Source organism: Aeromonas sp. FDAARGOS 1403 (genome assembly GCF_019047325.1).
GTDB lineage: Bacteria > Pseudomonadota > Gammaproteobacteria > Enterobacterales > Aeromonadaceae > Aeromonas > Aeromonas dhakensis.
Genome location: NZ_CP077249.1, coordinates 4423617 through 4442485, shown reverse-complemented (window position 1 = coordinate 4442485; position 18869 = coordinate 4423617). Strand labels below are relative to the sequence as shown.

The window sequence follows — 18869 nt, the reverse complement described above, 5'->3', positions numbered from 1 at the left end:
GTGGAGAGAAAGCCATGGAAGGTATTTCAATCAGGCAGAAGTTGATCCTGGGCTGTGTGGTTCCCCTGCTGGCGCTGTTGCTGCTGGTCATAGGAGCAACCCAGGCGATGTCCCGGCTGATGACCGGCATCAACGCCATGTATCAGGGGGAGGTGGTCCAGCTCAAGGAGCTCAAGCAGATCGCCGATCTCTATGCGGTCAAGGTGATCGATGCCGCCAACAAGGCCAACGTCGGGGGCTTCGAACCGGCCCGTTCCAAGGCCGACATGAGCGCCGCCCAGCAGGAGATCGCCACCATCTGGCGCCAGTATCGCAGCCACGACATGAGTGACGAGGAGCGCAGGCGGGCGGACAAGGTGGAGGCGCTGTTTACCGCCGCCAACCGGGAGATAGAAAAGGTGATGGGGCTGCTGGAGGGCTCGCCGGGCGAACACAACGCGGCGCTCGCCGCCGCCATCATGCCGCTCTATCAGGTGATCGACCCGGTCAGCGACGCGGTGAGCGATCAGGTGGCGTTCCAGCTGCAGGAGGCGGAAGAGAACGTGGCCGAGCTCAACCAGCTCAGGCAGCAGCTGACCCAGCTGTTTGTGGTGCTGTTTGTGGTGGCGGGGGGCTGCGTCCTGTTCATCGGGATCTGGGCCGGGCGCAGCGTCAGCCAGCCGTTGGCGGCCATGGGGCAGATCCTGCGCGGCATGCAGACGGATCTCGACTTGAGCCGGCTGGCCCCCGTGCTGCGCAAGGATGAGATGGGCAGCCTGGCGCACTCCCTCAACGAGGTGATCCGCCATTTTCGCGGCCTCATCGCCCAGATCAACGAGACCGCCGAGCAGCTTGCCAGGGCATCGGCCCAGCTGGCCCATATCGGGGTCGAGAGCCGCCAGCGGTTTGCCCAGCAGCAGGCGGAGACGGATCAGACCGCGACCGCCATGAACCAGATGAGCAGCACGGTGGCCGAGGTGGCCAACAGCTCCAACCAGGCGGCCGATGCGGCCCGTCATGCCGACGACAGCGCACGGCACGGCCATCAGATAGTGGAGGATGCCATTGCGCGCATGTCACACCTCTCCTCCCAGATCCAGAACACGGCGGCCATGATCACCCAGCTGGCGGATGACAGCCGGGACATCGGCAGCGTGATGGACGCCATTCGCGGCATCGCCGAGCAGACCAACCTGCTGGCCCTCAACGCCGCCATCGAGGCGGCGCGGGCAGGGGATCAGGGGCGTGGCTTTGCGGTGGTGGCCGACGAGGTGCGCACCCTGGCCCAGCGTACCCAGCGCTCCACCGAAGAGATCGGCAAGACCATCGTCAAGTTGCAGCAGGGGGCCAATCAGGCGGCCAGCAGCATGGAGCAGGGGCTGGAACAGGTGGAGGAGTCCAACCGAACCGTGCTGGCCTGTGGTCAGGCGCTCGGCGAGATCGTCAGCTCGGTCAACGTAATAAACGAGATGAATACCCAGATTGCCACGGCGGCGGAGGAGCAGAGCAAGGTGGCCGAGGAGATCACCCGCAACGTGGTCAACATCGCCCATATCGCGACCGAGTCGACCGGGGCGGCCACCCAGCTCAACCAGAACTGTCACGAGCTGGAGCAGCTGTCGGGGGATCTCAAGGAGAAGGTGGGGCAATTCCGCTGCTGAGGGGACTGACGCTGGATAGATGGATTGATGGATGGATAGAAAAGAGGCGGCCCCGGGGCCGCCTCTGTTGTTTATCATCTGTCGTCACAGCTGGGCTGGGACGGATTAAGCCTTGGCCAGCCGGCGCTCGATGGCGTCCATCAACATGCCGGTGATGTGCACGTCGAAGGCCGCTTCAATCTCGCGGATGCAGGTCGGGCTGGTGACGTTAATCTCGGTCAGCCGATCGCCGATGATGTCGAGGCCGACGAAGATGAGCCCCTTCTCTTTCAACGTCGGGCCCACCGCGCGGGCGATGGCCCAGTCCGCCTCGCTCAGGGGGCGCGCCTCGCCACGGCCGCCGGCCGCCAGGTTGCCGCGGGTCTCCCCCTGGGCCGGGATGCGGGCCAGACAGTAGGGCACCGGCTCACCGTCCACCACCAGCACCCGCTTGTCGCCATCCTTGATGGCGGGCAGATAGGTCTGCGCCATGCAGTATTGGCTGCCGTGAGCGGTGAGGGTCTCGATGATGACGCCGACGTTGGCGTCATCCTCCTTCATGCGGAAGATGGAGGCGCCGCCCATGCCGTCCAGCGGCTTGAGGATCACGTCCTTGTGCTGGGCGTGGAAGGCGCGCAGCTTGTCGGCGCGGCGGGTCACCAGCGTGGTCGGGGTGTGTTCGGCAAACCAGGCGGTGTAGAGCTTCTCGTTGGCGTCGCGCAGGCTCTGGGGCTTGTTGACGATGAGGCAACCCTCGTCCTCGGCCCGCTCCAGCATGTAGGTGGCGTAGATGAACTCGGTGTCGAAGGGGGGATCCTTGCGCATCAGGATCACGTCCAGGCTGGAGAGCGGCTGATCCACCACCTCGCCCAGGCTGTACCAGTCGGCATAGTCATATTTGACGGTGAGCGGACGCATGGTGCCGAAGGCGCGACCGCCCTCCATGTAGAGATCCTTCATCTCCAGATAGAACAGCTCGTAGCCGCGCTTTTGCGCCTCTTCGAGCATGGCGAAGCTGGAGTCCTTCTTGATGTTGATGGCCGAGATGGGGTCCATCACGATGCCGAGTTTAATGGTCATCCGCTGTTCCTTCTTAATGGCTCGAGGGGGTTGTAGGGTCGATTAGCGCAGCGTAATCGGCCGCTTGAGGCTGCATCGATGTTGCCATGGGGCTGATCGATGCGGCCTATGGTATCAAGCGAGATCGCCGAAGCGGCACTGCAGCGCAGTAATCGCGGTCAGGGCGGCGGTTTCGGTGCGCAGCACCCGCGGCCCCAGCAGCATCTCCTTGAAATCTTCCTGCACGGTACGGGCGATCTCGTCGCTCGACAAGCCCCCTTCCGGGCCGATCAGCAGCCGCACGCCATGCTCGGGAACCGGCAAGGTGTTGATGTTGTAAGGGGCGCGCGGGTGCAGGTTGAGCTTGAGCTCCTTGGTCTCTTCCGCCAGCCAGGCGTCCAGCTCCATCGGCATGCGCACCTCGGGCACGGTATTGCGGCCGCACTGCTCGCAGGCGCTGATCACCACCTTCTGCCACTGTTCGCGTTTTTTCTCCAGCCGATCGGCCGGCAGCTTGACGCCGCAGCGCTCGGAGAAGAGCGGGGTGATGCAGGTGACGCCCAGCTCCACCGATTTCTGGATGGTGAAGTCCATCTTGTCGCCGCGGCTGATCACCTGACCGAGGTGGATGGCCAGCGGTGACTCCACCGAGCGTTGCTCGCAGCTGTCGATGGTCACCTCAACGGACTTCTTGCCCACATTGGCGATGGTGGCGGGGTACTGGTTGCCGTCGCCGTTGAACAGCTCGAGCTGCTGACCCGGCTGCATGCGCAGCACCCGGCCGATGTGGTTGGCGCCGTCTTCCGACAGGGCGAGGGTCTGGCCCACCTGCAGGGCGGCCGGTTCATAGATACGTGGAATACGCATGGCTGATAGTCAGTCTCTTGCTTGGAAACCCTTCAATATCCTACTGCACGGCGGCGAGCAAGGCTCACGAGACAGAGGGTGAAGGGTTTCATGATAAGAGGGGGCGATCCCCCTCCCAGGTCAAATGGGGTTACTGGCACTGCTTTTCAATAAAGGGGTTGGTATTGCCCTGCAGCTTGCCGATGCGGCGATTGCGCTCGCACTCCCAGCCGTCGGCCGGGTACTGCCTGTCCCAGGCTTCGAACAGTTTACGCTGTTGCGCCGCCAGACGCAGCCCATACTGCTGGCTCATGTAGAGGTAGGCGCGGGCAATCTGGCCCCGTACCGGCCCCTTGGGTGGCTGCACCCGGCGCTCCTTGAAATCCACCAGCATCCGGCACTGGCCGTACTGATCCGGGGTGCCGTTCCAGTCGGAGAAGCGGAAGTTGGCCCGATCGCCGTTCACTTCGCCAACGGCGGGGAAGAGGTTGTGCATGTCCCCCTCCATCTGGTTGAACTCGTCGCTCTTGCCGCAGTTCTTGCGGCCGCCCTGCTGCCAGCACTTGAGCTGGTGGCCGAACTCCCAGGCCGGCACCACGTGTTCCCACTCGATGCGGGCGGCGCGCTTGGGCTGCTTGCGCGGCTCATAGCCGCAACTGGCCAGATCCGGGCTCATTTTCTTGCCCTGGTAGTCGATGTTGCAGCCGCAGTAGATGGTGGTGACAGCGGGCTGGCTCCGGTAGAGCTTGACCAGATCCTGCTTGGCTTCGCGAAAGGTCTGGGCATGCAGGGGCGCGCTGAGCAGCGGCAAACCGGCCAGCAGGGTCAGGGCGAGGGAAGAGATGAGACGCATGGGATTCCTTGCAAACGGGATGATAGACGAACGATGGCGGGCACCCTACCACAAGGGCGCGACACCGGCTGGCTTACTGCGAGGTGACGACCCGCTCCAGCGGCTGCTTGCAGCGACGGCAGTGGTAGCGGGCCTCGCCGCGCACCACCTTGTTGTGGCGGCGCACCGACAGCTGGTGCTGCTGGCAGAGGCAGCGATAGGGGATGGTCGGCTGCGCCAGTACCGCCAGATCGAAGCTGTGGGTGGTTCTGGGCTCGAGGCCGAACAGCTCCCGCATCACTGATTGCCACTGGCGGCCGTGAGGCAGCACCCGCGATCTGCCACGCCCTTCGCCCCACAGGGCATAGACCAGCAGATGGGCCACCTCGTGGGGCACCACCTCGGCCAGAAACGCCTGCTGGTTGGCCTGATAGAGGGCCGGGTTGAAGCGCAGCTCCCAGGTCTGCAGCCGCGCCGAACCCGCCGCCCGACCGCGCATGTTGCAGTGCACCTGCGGGCGGGGAAAGGAGCGGCCAAGGCGTGCTTCGGCCTGCACAAAACAGGCGTCGACGCGCGCGAGCAGCTGCTGGTGCAGGGTGGGGTCGAGGCGGGTAGCGGTGGCGGACATCGGGTTCTCGGCAAATGGCGGACAAGCAAAAGGGGAGCCAGGCTCCCCTTTATACCACAAGCGCGACGCTTACAGGCCGGCGGCGGAACGCAGCAGTTCGGCCTTGTCGGTCTGCTCCCACGGGAACTCGTTGCGACCGAAGTGACCGTAGGCGGCAGTGGCCTGGTAGATCGGGCGCTTGAGATCCAGCATCTGGATCAGGCCGTACGGACGCAGTTCGAAGTGCTCGCGCACCAGCTTGACCAGCAGATCCTCGGCCACCTTGGCAGTGCCGAAGGTTTCGACGCTGATGGAGGTCGGCTCGGCCACGCCGATGGCGTAGGAGACCTGCACTTCACAGCGATCGGCCAGACCGGCGGCGACGATGTTCTTGGCCACGTAGCGGGCGGCGTAGGCAGCGGAGCGGTCAACCTTGGACGGATCCTTGCCGGAGAAGGCGCCACCACCGTGACGGGCCATGCCGCCGTAGGTGTCGACGATGATCTTGCGACCGGTCAGACCGCAGTCACCCATGGGGCCGCCGATGACGAAACGGCCGGTCGGGTTGATGAAGTATTTGGTGTCCTTGTTGATCCACTCGGCCGGCAGCACCGGCTTGATGATCTCTTCGCGCACCGCTTCAACCAAGTCTTTGTGGCTGATGGATTCGGCGTGCTGGGTAGAGAGCACCACGGCATCCACACCGATGATCTTGCCGGCGTCGTCGTAGGCGAAGGTCAGCTGGCTCTTGGCATCCGGACGCAGCCACGGCAGGGTGCCGTTCTTGCGCACTTCGGCCTGACGCTTCACCAGCAGGTGGGAGTAGGTGATGGGAGCCGGCATCAGCACGTCGGTTTCGTTGGTGGCGTAGCCGAACATCAGGCCCTGGTCGCCCGCGCCCTGTTCCAGCGGATCGCTGCGGTCAACGCCCTGGTTGATGTCCGGGGACTGCTTGCCGATGGCGTTCAGCACGGCGCAGGAGTCGGCATCGAAGCCCATGTCGGAGTGGGTGTAGCCGATCTCGCGCACGGTGTCGCGCACGATCTGCTCGATGTCTACCCAGGCGGTGGTGGTTACTTCACCGGCCACCATGACCATGCCGGTCTTGACCAGGGTCTCGCAGGCAACGCGTGCCTTGGTGTCTTGCTTGAGGATGGCGTCCAGGACCGCATCGGAGATCTGATCCGCAATCTTGTCGGGATGGCCTTCGGAGACCGACTCGGAAGTAAACAGCTTTGCCATGATGGGATTCTCAGCTTGTCTGGGGTTATCGCCGCAGCAATAACCGGGTGATGATAGGATGATTGTAGAGGTATCTACATCTGGACGTCCATTTTAGTTAGCGACCCCCTCGATTGCCAGCACTATTTTGGTTTTGCCGCCCCCTGGCCGAACAAGATCCGTTCTTCACCCCATTTGGGGTAGATAGTGGTCATGACTCAATCGTTTGCCCCGTCAAGAAAAGCGATTGAGCTCCCAAAGCGGCTTTATTCGCCCAGATAATATTTGCACGCCGCGCCCCCTGCTGGGACAATGACGCGCCTTAATCTTGGCCATCAAATGAAGCAATCGCAGGAGATACAGATGCCTTCTCGTAAAGAGCTTGCCAATGCCATTCGCGCATTGAGTATGGATGCCGTTCAAAAAGCCAACTCCGGTCACCCGGGCGCCCCCATGGGAATGGCGGATATCGCCGAAGTATTGTGGCGCAGCCACCTGAAACATAACCCGAACAACCCCAAGTGGGCCGACCGCGACCGTTTCATCCTCTCCAACGGCCACGGCTCCATGCTGCTGTACTCCCTGCTGCACCTCTCCGGTTATGACCTCTCCATCGACGATCTGAAAAACTTCCGCCAGCTGCACTCTCGCACCCCGGGTCACCCGGAGTACGGTTACGCGCCGGGTGTTGAGACCACTACCGGTCCGCTGGGTCAGGGCATCACCAACGCCGTGGGCATGGCGATCGCCGAGAAGGCCATGGCCGAGCAGTTCAACCAGCCGGGTCACGACATCGTTGACCACTACACCTACGCCTTCATGGGCGACGGCTGCCTGATGGAAGGTATCTCCCACGAGGCTTGCTCCCTGGCCGGTACCCTGCAACTGGGCAAGCTGATCGCGTTCTGGGATGACAACGGCATCTCCATCGACGGTCACGTGGAAGGCTGGTTCACCGACGACACCGTCAAGCGCTTCGAAGCCTACGGCTGGCACGTCATCCCGGCCGTTGACGGTCACAGCCCGGAAGCGATCAACGCTGCCATCGAAGCCGCCAAGGCAGAGACCGGCAAGCCGACCCTGATCTGCTGCCGCACCATCATCGGTTACGGTTCCCCGAACAAATCCGGTTCTCACGACTGCCACGGCTCACCGCTGGGCAACGACGAGATCGCCGCCGCTCGTGCCTTCCTGAAGTGGGACCACGCACCGTTCGTTATCCCGGCCGACATCGCTGCCGAGTGGAACGGTCAAGAGAAGGGCGCCAAGCTGGAATCCGACTGGGCTGCCAAGTTCGCCGCCTATGAAGCCGCTCACCCGGCACTGGCTGCCGAGTTCAAGCGCCGCACCGCAGGCGACTTGCCGGCCAACTGGGCTGCCGACTCCGCCAAGATCATCGAAAACCTGCAGGCCAACCCGGCCAAGATCGCCACCCGTAAAGCGTCCCAGAACGCACTGGAAGCCTTCGGCAAGCTGCTGCCGGAATTCATGGGTGGTTCTGCCGACCTGGCTCCGTCCAACCTGACCATGTGGTCCGGCTCCAAGTCCCTGACCAACGACGATGCCTCCGGCAACTACATCCACTACGGTGTACGCGAGTTCGGCATGTCCGCCATCATGAACGGCATCGCCCTGCACGGTGGTTTCATCCCCTACGGCGCCACCTTCCTGATGTTCATGGAGTACGCCCGCAACGCCCTGCGCATGGCCGCCCTGATGAAGCAGCGTTCCATCTTCGTTTACACCCACGACTCCATCGGTCTGGGTGAAGATGGCCCGACTCACCAGCCGGTCGAGCAGATCGCCTCCTTGCGTCTGACCCCGAACATGAGCACCTGGCGTCCGTGTGACCAGGTTGAATCCGCCATCGCCTGGAAACACGCCATCGAGCGTACCGACGGCCCGACCTCTCTGATCTTCTCTCGTCAGAACCTGGCCCAGATGGACCGCACCGCCCAGCAGCTGGCCGACACCGCCAAGGGTGGCTACGTGCTGAAGGATTGCGCCGGTACCCCTGAGCTGATCCTGATCGCCACCGGTTCCGAAGTGGAACTGGCGGTGGCCGCCTATGAGCAGCTGACTGCCAAGGGCCGTGCCGTGCGCGTGGTCTCTCTGCCGTCTACCGACGTGTTCGACGCCCAGTCTGCCGAGTACAAAGAGTCCGTGCTGCCGTCCTCCGTCACCAAGCGTGTGGCCATCGAAGCCGGCATCGCCGACTACTGGTACAAGTACGTGGGCTTTGGCGGCAAGATCATCGGCATGCGCTCCTTCGGTGAGTCCGCGCCGGCCGAGCTGCTGTTCAAGGAATTCGGCTTTACCGTGGAAAACGTGGTTGCGACCGCAGAGTCCCTGTAATAGCCCCTGTAATTCCTGAACGTTGGGTCGCGCAGGCCCAATAGTCGGAAAATAAAACGCCCTCCATCGCAAGATGGGGGGCGTTTCTTTAGGTGTAAAACAGAATATCTTTAACCGTATTTCAGGAATAAGTTGATCTGTGTTGTCTTTTAATAAAGTTTGGCTTCCCTTTTTAGAGTCATTCGGTACGCTTAGATATGTTAATACTTCTTGAGTTGTAGGACGAAAATAGGGTGCACATCCTGCGCTCATGTTTTTTCTGTGTAGCATCGCTAAAGGGAGCGCTGTTTTGACAACAGATAGTATGATAACTCTTATCGGAACAGTGGTAACAGTTATCGCAACAGGAATAACGATAATTCAAGCGAGAAAGACAAAAAATTACAAAGAACAGATTAAGTGTGATGTTCGTAAAATTAATCTATTAGGTTCTTCTGAAAGGCTAAAAAGGGCTCAAGATGATATTCGCATGTTGCCTACAAGTTCTTCCAATATTCCAAGAGGTTTAAAGGTTAACGAGTTAATATTAAATATTAAGTCACATTTTGATTTTTCTCTAGGGGCATTGGATTCAAACGGTCTTGATGGCGATATTCGCTTAATATTAACGAATGCACAACGCAAGTTAAATAACTATGAATTAGGTTTGAATTCAAAGAATATTAATCCTAGTGATACACATGATCTACAAAGCTTGGTGCAGGATGCAATTTCTCAATCTGGAACGCGTATATTTTCATTGGAGGGTAAAGCATGAATGTTGATGATGTAATTTTAAAGCTCAATAAACTTGAGTATCATATATCTATTCTGTCTGAGTGTATTGATTTTGAACGTTATCCCGTTCAATCTCTAATTTTATCTATGGGGTGGGATGAGGCTCAATTAGATAAAGCTCACGATATATTCCAAATATATGATGAGAAGTTGAACTCTGGAGAAACCATCAATTGGTCAGAGTTTGAGCATGCTTTGAGAAACGAATTTTCGATAGGTTATCAAACGGTCAAATCAATTATCTTGGCTTTTTATAACAACCATCAATGGGTAGAGGTATGCCATGGTTATGCAATGAGTTTCGAACCATCAACTCCAATTGAATTTCACTCAATCACTCGAAGATGAGTTCGTAGGTTCGATTAGCGAAGCGTAATCGGACGTTCGCGTTTTTTAAGTTGATACCATTAAAATCATATCCCTTCGTATTACCTAAAAAGAGACCGGCATATAGCCGGTCTCTTTATATTATTCAGGGCATGTCTTATGCCTGCGGCGGGGTACTTTCCGCGTTGGACATCACAGCATCAATCTGCACCAGGGCGCCACCGGGCAGCTCGCTCACGCCAATCACGGTGCGGGCCGGCAGGTAGGCCGGGAAGTATTTGGTGTAGATGGCATCCACCTCCGCCAGATCCGCGATGTTCTTCAGCTGGATATTGACCTTGACGATATCGTCCATCACATGGCCGATGCTCTCGACGATGGTCTTGATATGGCCGAGGCACTGGGCGGTCTGCTCCTTGACACAACCGGTCAGGATCTTGCCGGTGGCCAGATCAACCGGCAACTGGCCGGCGATGTGGTTGTAGTGGGAGAAGGCGACGGTCTGGGTGTGCAGCGGGCTGCGCGGTGCCTTGTCGGTGTTGCGGGCGCTGATCACCAGATTGTGTCTGTCTTCCACCAGCTGCGGCGGGGTGCCGTCACCGTGGGAGATGACCGCATCCATCTGCACCCGGGCGCCCAGCGGCAGGGCGGCGGCCACGATCACGCTGCGCGCCGGCAGATAGGCGACGGCGCGGGCAATCGCGGAGTCCGGGAAGAAGGTGGTGTAGACGTCGTTGACGGCGTCCAGATCGGCCAGGCTGGTCAGATAGACGGTGACCTTGACAATATCGTCAAACGGTACATCGATGCTCTCCAGCACGTGCTTGATGTTGCGCAGGCACTGTTCCGCCTGCTGCTGGATACCGCCGGCGACCAGCTGGCCCGACGCGGCATCGACCGGCAGCTGGGCACCGATATTGTTGTAGTGGGAGAAGGCGACGGTATGGGTCGAGTGCGGATCCTGCGGCGCCTTGTCGCTGTTGCGAGAGAGCTTCAGCAGCGGGCAGGGGGCCTGCGGGAAGGTGCCTTCGCCGTTGGAGATGAGCGCGTCCATCTGCACGGCGGCGCCGAGCGGCAGACCGGCCACCGCCAGCACTGTGCGAGTCGGCAGCAGGTGGGGGAAGAACTCGCCATAGACGGCGTTGACCGCGTCGAGATCGGCAATCTCTTTGAGAAATACAGTGATTTTGACCACGTCATCCATCACATGATCGATGCTCTCGACGATGGCCTTGATATTGGTGAGGCACTGTCTGGCCTGCGCCTTGATATCCCCTGCGACCAGTGCGCCCGTTTTCGGGTCGACCGGCAGCTGGGCGGAGATATTGTTGTAGTGGGAGAACGCCACGCTCTGGGTGCTGGGGCTCAGATCCTGCGGTGCATTGGCGGTATTTCTGGCTGACTTGATGATGGTACCACTCATGGCGATACTCCTTTTTCAATCATTATTGGTGTAGGTACGGGTCACCCTCCCTCATCTTCTGATGGCCGCCCGGCTCGCCAGCGAGCGGGCTCTCCTCTTTATTTCGGCAATAGCCGGCCATTCCCGCCAATTATGACGGGTGGCAAACATCGCCTCGCATATTGAGTCAAGGTCGCCAGTGCAGGCGATCGGATAACAGAGGTATGGATTGGGTTGGTTATCTCAGACGAGAGGATTCTATGAAGGGTATTCAGGGGATGCAAACCGGGATCGCATTTCTATGAGGTGGCTCAACGCTCTGAAATATAGCCAGAATGGCATTCAATGCACGATAAATGACGGGATAAATGGCTTCATATAGTGCGTTATGGTGGTGAAGGCCGAATGGCGTGGCTTCCCGTCATCATGCTCAGCGATCGGCCATGTGAATAAAGCGTTAATGATTGGCACTATTTCGCTGTTAATGCAAAAAACTATGCATGGCTATGCATTTCATTGCGTTGAAAGGGGCTGTCATATGCATGGAAAATATGCTAGCCGGGGGCGGTTATTGTGCCCATTCGTCGGCTCCTGACATATCATTCAGTGATTTTGCATAGCTGTCGGCTTATTTGCAGGCAAAGCTCGCCGCGGGCAGCCGTTATTTGCCAGATATTAGCTGCCGTTATTTTCCAGATGGCACCCGTCAGGTTTATGCAATGAAATTGCAGCGTGGGACAAGCGCCATCAGGGGCAAATATCAGGACGGATGTTCCAGCCCAGCCGATATCGGGCGAAGGGTGCTACAGGGGGGGCAGGCTGGTTCAGCGGGTGTGAACCTTGTGCCTGGAGCCCGGACAAGATAGCGCTGCCGCGTTGCCCTGTTCTGGCGGAAAAACCCGGCATCGCCCCATGGGCGGCGCGACAGGGTCTGGTGTTTGAGAGGTCGGCCGCCTGGGTTGCAGGTGCCTTGTTCAGGCGGCGCCTTGGACCAGGTATGGCTCAGGTGGGATAGAGGGCACCCAGTATCGCGGGGCGGCTGGCACCGGCATATGGGAGGGCAGGTTGCCCTCCTTGTTCAGGCGGCGCCTTGGGCTAGTCCTGGCTCAGGCGGGATAGAGAGCACCCAGCACGGCAGGGCGGCTGGCGCCGGTGACAGCCGGCAGGTTACCGGGTTGGCGGTGGATAAAGCGCTGTGCCAGCCAGGCAAACGCCGCGCCTTCCATCCAGTCGGGGGCGATCCCCAGCTCGGCCGTGTTGGCGATGCGCCAGCGGGGCAGCAGGCTGGCCAGCTCCGCCAGCAGCGGGGCGTTATGGGCGCCGCCGCCGCAGACATACAGCTCGGGTTGGCTCTGTGCATCAGCCAGTGCGGGCAGCTGGCGGGCGATGCTGTGGCAGGTGAGCGCCTGTAGGGTGCGCTGTACATCCGCCGGGGCATGGGCGTGGCCGGCCAGCTCGCCATCGAGCCAGTCGAGGGTAAACATCTCCCGTCCTGTGCTCTTGGGGTGAGGGGCGGCAAAGTAGGGGTGAGCCAGCAGCTGCTCCAGCAGTGCAGGGATAAGCTGGCCGCTGGCCGCCCACTGGCCGCCGGCATCGTAACCGGCTCCCTGGGGGTGATGGCGGCGATACCAGCCGTCGAGCAGGGTGTTGGCCGGGCCGGTATCAAAGCCATAGACGCCATCGGCCTGGCCCGGCAGTACAGAGATATTGGCGATGCCGCCGAGGTTGAGCACCACCCGCAGGGCGCCGGGGCGGGCAAAGAAGGCTTGATGGAAGGCGGGCACCAGTGGCGCCCCCTGACCGCCGAGGGCCATGTCCATGGTGCGAAAATCGGCCACCACGTCGATACCGGTCAGCGCCGCCAGCAGGGCCGCGTTGCCGATCTGCAGGGTAAAGCCGAGCTGGGGACGGTGGCGGATGGTCTGGCCGTGGCTGCCGACGGCGCGAATATCCCTGGGAGTCAGCCCTGCCTTGGCCAGCAGGGCGTGGGTGGCGGCGGCAAATTCGCGGGCGACCAGGTTGTCGGCCACCCCCATGCGGTCGATCTCGTTGTCGCCCGGGGTGCTGAGTGCGTGCAGCTCGTGGGCGGTGGGCCAGGGGTGGCTGACGGCCGCCTCGACCCGCAGTTCATCCCCCTCGATCAGCACCAGCACGGCGTCAATGCCATCCATGCTGGTACCGGACATCAAGCCTATATAGCGTTCAGTCATGGGGCTTCCTTACTTGCAGGGCGGGAAAAAGTACGTGAGAGAGGGAGCGGCCTCGATCCCATGCCGTATTCTGGTCCCGGACATCAAGCCTATATAGCGTTCAGTCATCAGGCTTCCTTACTTGCAGAGCGGGAAAAAGTACGTGAGAGAGAGTGCGGCCTCGATTCCATGCCGTATTCTGGTACCCGGCATCAAGCCGATATAACGCTCGCTCATGACTGCTCCTTGTGGCTCTCTGGCATGGTGGCTCAGTTGCCGCCGTTGGCCCGCTTGTTCTGGGCCAGCTGCAGTTCGGGGCTGTCCAGCTTGGCCAGCTGGGGCATGGCTTGTGCCTTGAAGCTGGCCAGCGCCCGCCCGCTCAGAGACTCCGCCTGCGGCAGGTTGAGGGTACGCGGGTTCTTGTGCACGCCGCCCACCACGAATTCATAGTGCAGGTGCGGCCCGGTGACCCGGCCGGTGCCGCCGAGCAGGCCGATGGTCTGGCCCTGCTTCACCCGCTGCCCCTTGTTGACGGTGCGCTTGGAGAGGTGCAGGTACTTGGTCACGTAGTTGCCGGCGTGCTTGATGAAGACGTAGTTGCCGTTGAACTGGTTGTAGCCGGCGGCCACCACGCTGCCGCCACCGGCCGCCATGATGGGGGTGCCCACCGGCGCCACGTAGTCGATGCCGTTGTGGGGGCGTACCTTGCCGGTGACCGGGTGCAGACGGCGCGGATTGAAGTTGGAGCTGATGTATTTGAAGTTGACCGGCGCACGCAGGAAGCTTTTGCGCATCGCCTTGCCATCCGGGGTGTAGTAGTTGCCATCCTCGTTCAGCACGGCGCGGTAGATGGCGCCCTGGTTGACGAACTCGGCGGCTAGGATGTCGCCGGAGGCGACCCGCTCGTCATCCTGGAATTTCTCCTCGTAGACCACCCGGAAGCTGTCCCCCGGTTGCAGGTCCTGGGCAAAGTCGATATCCCAGCCGAAGATGGCGGCGAGATCCATGATCTGATCCTCGGTCATGCCGGCGTCGACGGCGGCGCCCCAGAAGCTGGAGCGGATCTCGCCCTTGGCTACCTGTTCGCGAGTGTCGAGCTCGAGCTTGACCGCCCGGGCGACAAACCCCTCATCCTTGCGGATCACCTTGAGCGCCTGCTCCAGGCTGTGGGGATAGTAGAGGCTGTGCAGCTCGCCGCCTTTGGTGAGCTTGAAGGTGAGCTCCTGGCCTGGCTTGAGCAGGCGCAGGGTGTCGGTGCCGTTCAGCTGATCGATGAGGTGCAGATCCGTGGTGCTGAGGCCCAGGCGCTGGAAAATGACCCCCATGTTGTCGCCGCTGCGCACCTTCACCAGCTTGGTGATGTAGCTCGGTTTGGGCGGGGCGACCACGGGCTCGGTCCGGGCCAGCAGCGCCTCCTCGTCGACCTGCTGCTCGATGGCCAGCTCGTTGCCGTTATCATCGACCCGGGTGGCGACCGCCTGTTCGCTGGGCCAGGCCGCCAGCATCATCACCATGATGCTCAGGATCAGCACCATCTTGCGGTGCCAGTGGGGGAGAGAGTTGAAGGCGTGCCAAATGACCATGAGAAGCAGACGAAGTTGAGCCGGGAAGAATGTCGGAGTTTACCGCCTTTCCAATTGGCCCGCCATTCCAGTAATATGTCTGGCCCTGTGGAATCGTGATTGGAGAGTCAAAAAATGTCCCAGCTCGAGGTGGCGCTAGCCGAGATCAAGCGCGGAGCGGAAGAAATTCTGGTGGAAGAAGAACTGGTCGCCAAGTTGAAGGAAGGGCGCCCGCTGCGCATCAAGTTGGGGATGGACCCGACGGCTCCCGACATTCATCTGGGTCATACCGTGATCCTCAACAAGCTGAAGACCTTCCAGGATCTGGGCCATGAAGTGATCCTGCTGATCGGGGACTTCACCGCCATGGTGGGTGACCCCTCCGGCAAGAACGCCACCCGTCCGCCGCTCTCCGAAGAGGCCATCAAGCACAACGCCCTCACCTATGCAGAGCAGGCGTTCAAGATCCTCGACCCGGCCAAGACCCGCATCGAGTACAACTCCACCTGGCTCGGCGAGCTGGGCGCGACCGGCATGATCAAGCTGGCGGCCAAGCAGACCGTGGCCCGCATGATGGAGCGCGACGACTTCAAGAAGCGCTACAGCAACGGCCAGTCCATCGCCATTCACGAATTCCTCTATCCGCTGCTGCAAGGCTATGACTCGGTCGCGCTGAAGGCGGACGTCGAGCTCGGCGGTACCGATCAGAAGTTCAACCTGCTGATGGGCCGCGAGCTGCAAAAAGATGCCGGCATGGCGACCCAATGCGTGCTGATGATGCCGCTGCTGGTGGGCCTGGACGGCGTCAAGAAGATGTCCAAGTCCGCGGCCAACTACATCGGCGTGCACGACGCTCCGGGCGAGATGTTCGGCAAGATCATGTCCATCACCGACGATCTGATGTGGAACTACTACGAGCTGCTCTCCTTCCGTCCGCTGGCTGAAATCGAAGAGTTCAAGGCGGGCATCGCCGCCGGCACCCTCAACCCGCGTGACGTGAAGATCTGGCTGGCCAAGGAGATCATTGCCCGTTATCACGACGAAGCGGCGGCCGAAGCGGCCCACGAAGACTTCACCCAGCGCTTCTCCAAGAACGCCATTCCGGACGAGATGCCGGAAGTCGAGCTGGCTTTGGAAGGCGAAGGGCTGGCCATCGCCAACCTGCTCAAAGACGCCGATCTGGTGGCCACCACCTCCGAAGCGCTGCGGATGATCAAGCAGGGCGCGGTCAAGGTGGACGGCGAGAAGCTGGAGGATGGCAAGGCTCTCATCGGTGCCGGCACCGCCGTCTACCAGGTCGGCAAGCGCAAGTTTGCCCGGGTGACCGTCAAGTAAGTCGCCAGCCCTTGGCGCTGCCATAAGAAAGGCCTCCCTTGCGGAGGCCTTTTTGTTGGCTCATTGCTGCAAAGAGGGATCAGCCCTCTGTTTTCAGGAAGTTGCGATAGAGCATATAGAGGTGGGCCGAGCTCCAGCTGAAGTTGCTGGCCCCCTGCATGGCGCCGGTTTCCGGGTTGTAGTTCTCGCGGATGGGGCCGCTGCCCGCCAGCCCCTCGGCATTGCTAAACAGCTTGTTGACGAGCGTCTGGGCATCGCTGCGATAGCCGTAGTTCTCCAGCCCCTTCACCCCGAAGTAGAACTGGTCCAGCCAGACCCGGCCGCGCCAGTAGATGTCGGGGTCGTAGGCCGGGTTGGTCAGCGCCGCCGTGCCGAGCGGCACCCTGGTGTTGAACTCCTGGGCATTGAGCATCACCTCGCGCACCCGCGCCGCCTTCTCCTGGTCCGCCACCTCGGCCCAGAGCGGGCTCCACCCTTCCGGGCCGCGGCCGCGGGCGGTCAACAGCTTGCCGACGCAGCCGTTGGCATCGGGCAGATCCCCCTGGGCTATCTGGCGGTCGTAATAGAAGCCGGAGGCCTCATCGAACAGGCAGCTGTTGATATAACCGGCCAGCTGGGTCGCCCCTTCGCGATAGCGGCTCGCCTCGTCCGGCTTGCCGAGCAGCTCGGCCATGTCGGCCAGGATGCGTTTCTCCTTGGCGAGGAAGGCGTTGAGCTCCACCGACTCCTGATCGATGGAGAAGCCGATGAGGCTGCCGTCGTCCTGATGGTTTTCGAAGAAGAAGACGTTCCAGTCCTGGCGCGCCTTGGCCAGGTCGCCGCCATAGGTCTTGTCGGCATAGCGCTTGAGCTGGTCGGGTTCGATAAAGCCGAAGCGGGCGGCATTGTCCATGCCGGACTCCCAGCCGGCCCCGTGCTGGGCGCCGATATCCATGTCGGCGTAGCCGCCGACGCTCAACACCTGCTGGTAGAGCGCCATGCCGGCGCAGCCATACCAGCCATCACCCTCATTGGTGCAGCTCGACAGATCCAGCCCGGCCGGTACCCCCGTCGGGTACTGCACCTTGAAGGTGATGTTGCCGAACTCGTCGTTGTGCTCGACGTGGCGGGTGGCGCCATATTCGATGATGCCGTTGCGGTTGTTGTCCCGCGCCCGATACCACCAGTCGTGATAGGCCTGGATCTTCGGATACATCTCGGCGATGAAGGCCTTGTCCTGGGTGGCGCTGTAGATCTCCCAGATGGCCCAGGCGGAGAGGGGCGGCTTGGTGTCTCGCTCGTTCCAGTTGCCGCCGTCGCCACCGCGATCGGCGAGCTTGTTGTAGAAGACGGCGTCTATCACCATGCCGGCATCCTGCGGCCGGACCGGGTCATCGGCCTGGATCTGGTAGTCATACATGGCGCGTACGTTGTTTTTGGCCACTTCCGGGTTGAAGTGGGCCATGGCGTAGGCATGCTTCCAGCTGTCCCAGGCCCAGACCCCGTCGAACCAGCGGGCAGTGTTGGAGGGGGTCACCCCGTCGTGCAGGATGGCACCGGCCGGTGAGCGCCAGTTGCCGTTGAGGGTCTCCATTGCCTTGACCGCGATGCGCCGCTCCGATTCCGGGATCCCCTGATTGGAGAGGCCGCGCGCCAGGTAATCCTCCCAGCGGCGAATGGAGTCATCGAAATGGCTGGCGGGGTCGGCTAGCAGCGCCTGGCGGCTCTGCTCGAAGCGGTCGGCGTCAGCACTGCTGTGGACATAGCTCTGCAGGGTGTAGATGTCCTGCTGGCCCTTGGCGGCCAGGGTGAGGCTGGCCTCGCTCACGTAGCCGAGCCCCTGCTCGTCGAGGGTGGTGCGACTCGGCAGGGTGCGATCGATGCGGTAGCTGGCGCTGCCGCTTTGCATGATGTTCCAGGTGCTGCGCAGTTTGCCGAACTGGAATGCCACGCCGCGCTCGGTCTGGCTGATGGTGCGGGTCCAGGCGGGGTACTGCTCGGCGACCGTCTTGTTGGCATCCCACTGGTTGAGCAGCTCGCCCTGCCAGTTGAGCTTGAGGGTGAGGGGGGCGTCAGTGTGGTTGATGAGGCGGGTGCGAACCAGCGCAGTGCGGGCATCGCCATAGCGCAGCTCCAGCTCCAGGGTGAAGGGGTCAAATTCGAAGCGTTGCACCAGGGCCCCTGGGATGGCGTACAGCGCCTGCTTGCTGGCGCTGGTGAGCGGGAAGGCGCGGCCGCTCTCGTCGCTCAGGGTCAGCTTGTCCAATTCGCTGGCGAAGAACAGGCTGTACTCCTCGGCGATGACCATGGGGCCGGTAAAGCCACCCCATTCGCTGTCGCTGGCGGGCAGCAGGAAGCCGTGCCAGGCGCCGAGATCGAGCAGCGGGTTGTATTTGAGGTTGGAGTAACTGTCAAAGTCACGGAACTGGAGCGGGGTGCCGCTGCGGTCGATCACGTTCTGATACTGGTTCGCCAGGGTGGCGCTGGGGGTGGCCGGGCTGCTGGAGTCATTGCCGTTGCAGGCAGTGAGGCCGAACAGGGCGACGCTCAGGGTGATGGATAGTAAACTTTTACGAAACATTTCTCGCTCCAATGACAATTTCTGTAGGTTAAGGAAGGTGTTTTTTAGTGCTTGTTTTAGTGAAAGCGTTTGCGAGAGCCATTATAGGGCGATGGTGACGGGATTTTTGGCGCTGCGTCACAGTGCAGGAGGGGGTGGTGTGAGCCGGATCACCCGGTTACACGAGGTTACATAACTC

Annotated in this window: 14 protein-coding genes; 5 read left to right on the top strand and 9 right to left on the bottom strand. The window is 61.1% G+C overall.

All coding sequences use genetic code 11. The features are described 5' to 3' along the window. The first annotated feature begins 14 nt into the window (after positions 1-14). Complete coding sequence (locus I6L33_RS20235) at positions 15-1640, top strand: methyl-accepting chemotaxis protein (protein ID WP_216973230.1); 1626 nt, start codon at positions 15-17, stop codon at positions 1638-1640. A 105-nt stretch (positions 1641-1745) separates the two neighbouring features. Here the strand turns inward: I6L33_RS20235 and gshB are convergent, their stop codons facing one another. From gshB to metK, 5 genes are all read right to left on the bottom strand, one after another. Next, positions 1746-2699 carry a glutathione synthase gene (gshB, locus tag I6L33_RS20230; protein ID WP_043171821.1) on the bottom strand — a complete coding sequence of 318 codons (954 nt, stop codon included), beginning with the start codon at positions 2697-2699 and terminating at the stop codon, positions 1746-1748. A 114-nt stretch (positions 2700-2813) separates the two neighbouring features. Further along, positions 2814-3545 (bottom strand): 16S rRNA (uracil(1498)-N(3))-methyltransferase, encoded by a 732-nt coding sequence (gene rsmE, locus I6L33_RS20225; RefSeq protein WP_216973229.1) that lies wholly within the window; start codon positions 3543-3545, stop codon positions 2814-2816. A gap of 130 nt (positions 3546-3675) precedes the next feature. Next, on the bottom strand, positions 3676-4377 hold the full coding sequence (locus I6L33_RS20220; RefSeq protein ID WP_216973228.1) for an endonuclease: 702 nt from the start codon (positions 4375-4377) through the stop codon (positions 3676-3678). 73 nt (positions 4378-4450) lie between these two features. Further along, complete coding sequence (locus I6L33_RS20215; protein ID WP_216973227.1) at positions 4451-4984, bottom strand: SprT family zinc-dependent metalloprotease; 534 nt, start codon at positions 4982-4984, stop codon at positions 4451-4453. 69 nt (positions 4985-5053) lie between these two features. Continuing rightward, on the bottom strand, positions 5054-6205 hold the full coding sequence (gene metK, locus I6L33_RS20210; RefSeq protein WP_005303314.1) for a methionine adenosyltransferase: 1152 nt from the start codon (positions 6203-6205) through the stop codon (positions 5054-5056). 342 nt (positions 6206-6547) lie between these two features. On the opposite strand from metK, the gene tkt reads away from it, so the two are divergent. The 3 genes from tkt to I6L33_RS20195 all read left to right on the top strand — a co-directional run bounded on the left by tkt (position 6548) and on the right by I6L33_RS20195 (position 9664). Then, the gene (tkt, locus tag I6L33_RS20205) at positions 6548-8539 is read left to right on the top strand and encodes a transketolase (protein ID WP_017765042.1); all 1992 of its coding nucleotides are present in this window, start codon (positions 6548-6550) and stop codon (positions 8537-8539) included. A 289-nt stretch (positions 8540-8828) separates the two neighbouring features. Then, positions 8829-9296 carry a hypothetical protein gene (locus I6L33_RS20200; RefSeq protein WP_216973226.1) on the top strand — a complete coding sequence of 156 codons (468 nt, stop codon included), beginning with the start codon at positions 8829-8831 and terminating at the stop codon, positions 9294-9296. Beyond that, positions 9293-9664, top strand: a complete 372-nt coding sequence (locus I6L33_RS20195; RefSeq protein ID WP_216973225.1) for a DUF1878 family protein — start codon at positions 9293-9295, stop codon at positions 9662-9664. Before I6L33_RS20200 ends, I6L33_RS20195 begins: the two co-directional genes overlap by 4 nt. A gap of 136 nt (positions 9665-9800) precedes the next feature. On the opposite strand, the gene I6L33_RS20190 is transcribed toward I6L33_RS20195, so the two are convergent. The 3 genes from I6L33_RS20190 to I6L33_RS20180 form a co-directional block, all read right to left on the bottom strand. Beyond that, complete coding sequence (locus I6L33_RS20190) at positions 9801-11066, bottom strand: RidA family protein (protein ID WP_216973224.1); 1266 nt, start codon at positions 11064-11066, stop codon at positions 9801-9803. 1085 nt (positions 11067-12151) lie between these two features. Further along, positions 12152-13255: an anhydro-N-acetylmuramic acid kinase gene (locus tag I6L33_RS20185; protein WP_216973223.1), complete on the bottom strand. Its 1104-nt coding sequence runs from the start codon at positions 13253-13255 to the stop codon at positions 12152-12154. A 248-nt stretch (positions 13256-13503) separates the two neighbouring features. Then, complete coding sequence (locus I6L33_RS20180; protein ID WP_216973222.1) at positions 13504-14817, bottom strand: peptidoglycan DD-metalloendopeptidase family protein; 1314 nt, start codon at positions 14815-14817, stop codon at positions 13504-13506. Between the two features lie 114 nt (positions 14818-14931). On the opposite strand from I6L33_RS20180, the gene tyrS reads away from it, so the two are divergent. Next, on the top strand, positions 14932-16131 hold the full coding sequence (tyrS, locus tag I6L33_RS20175) for a tyrosine--tRNA ligase (RefSeq protein WP_128836282.1): 1200 nt from the start codon (positions 14932-14934) through the stop codon (positions 16129-16131). A gap of 79 nt (positions 16132-16210) precedes the next feature. Here the strand turns inward: tyrS and ygjK are convergent, their stop codons facing one another. After that, entirely contained in the window at positions 16211-18691 is a 2481-nt protein-coding gene (gene ygjK / locus I6L33_RS20170; RefSeq protein ID WP_216973221.1) for an alpha-glucosidase, read from the bottom strand. Positions 18692-18869: the final 178 nt, after the last annotated feature.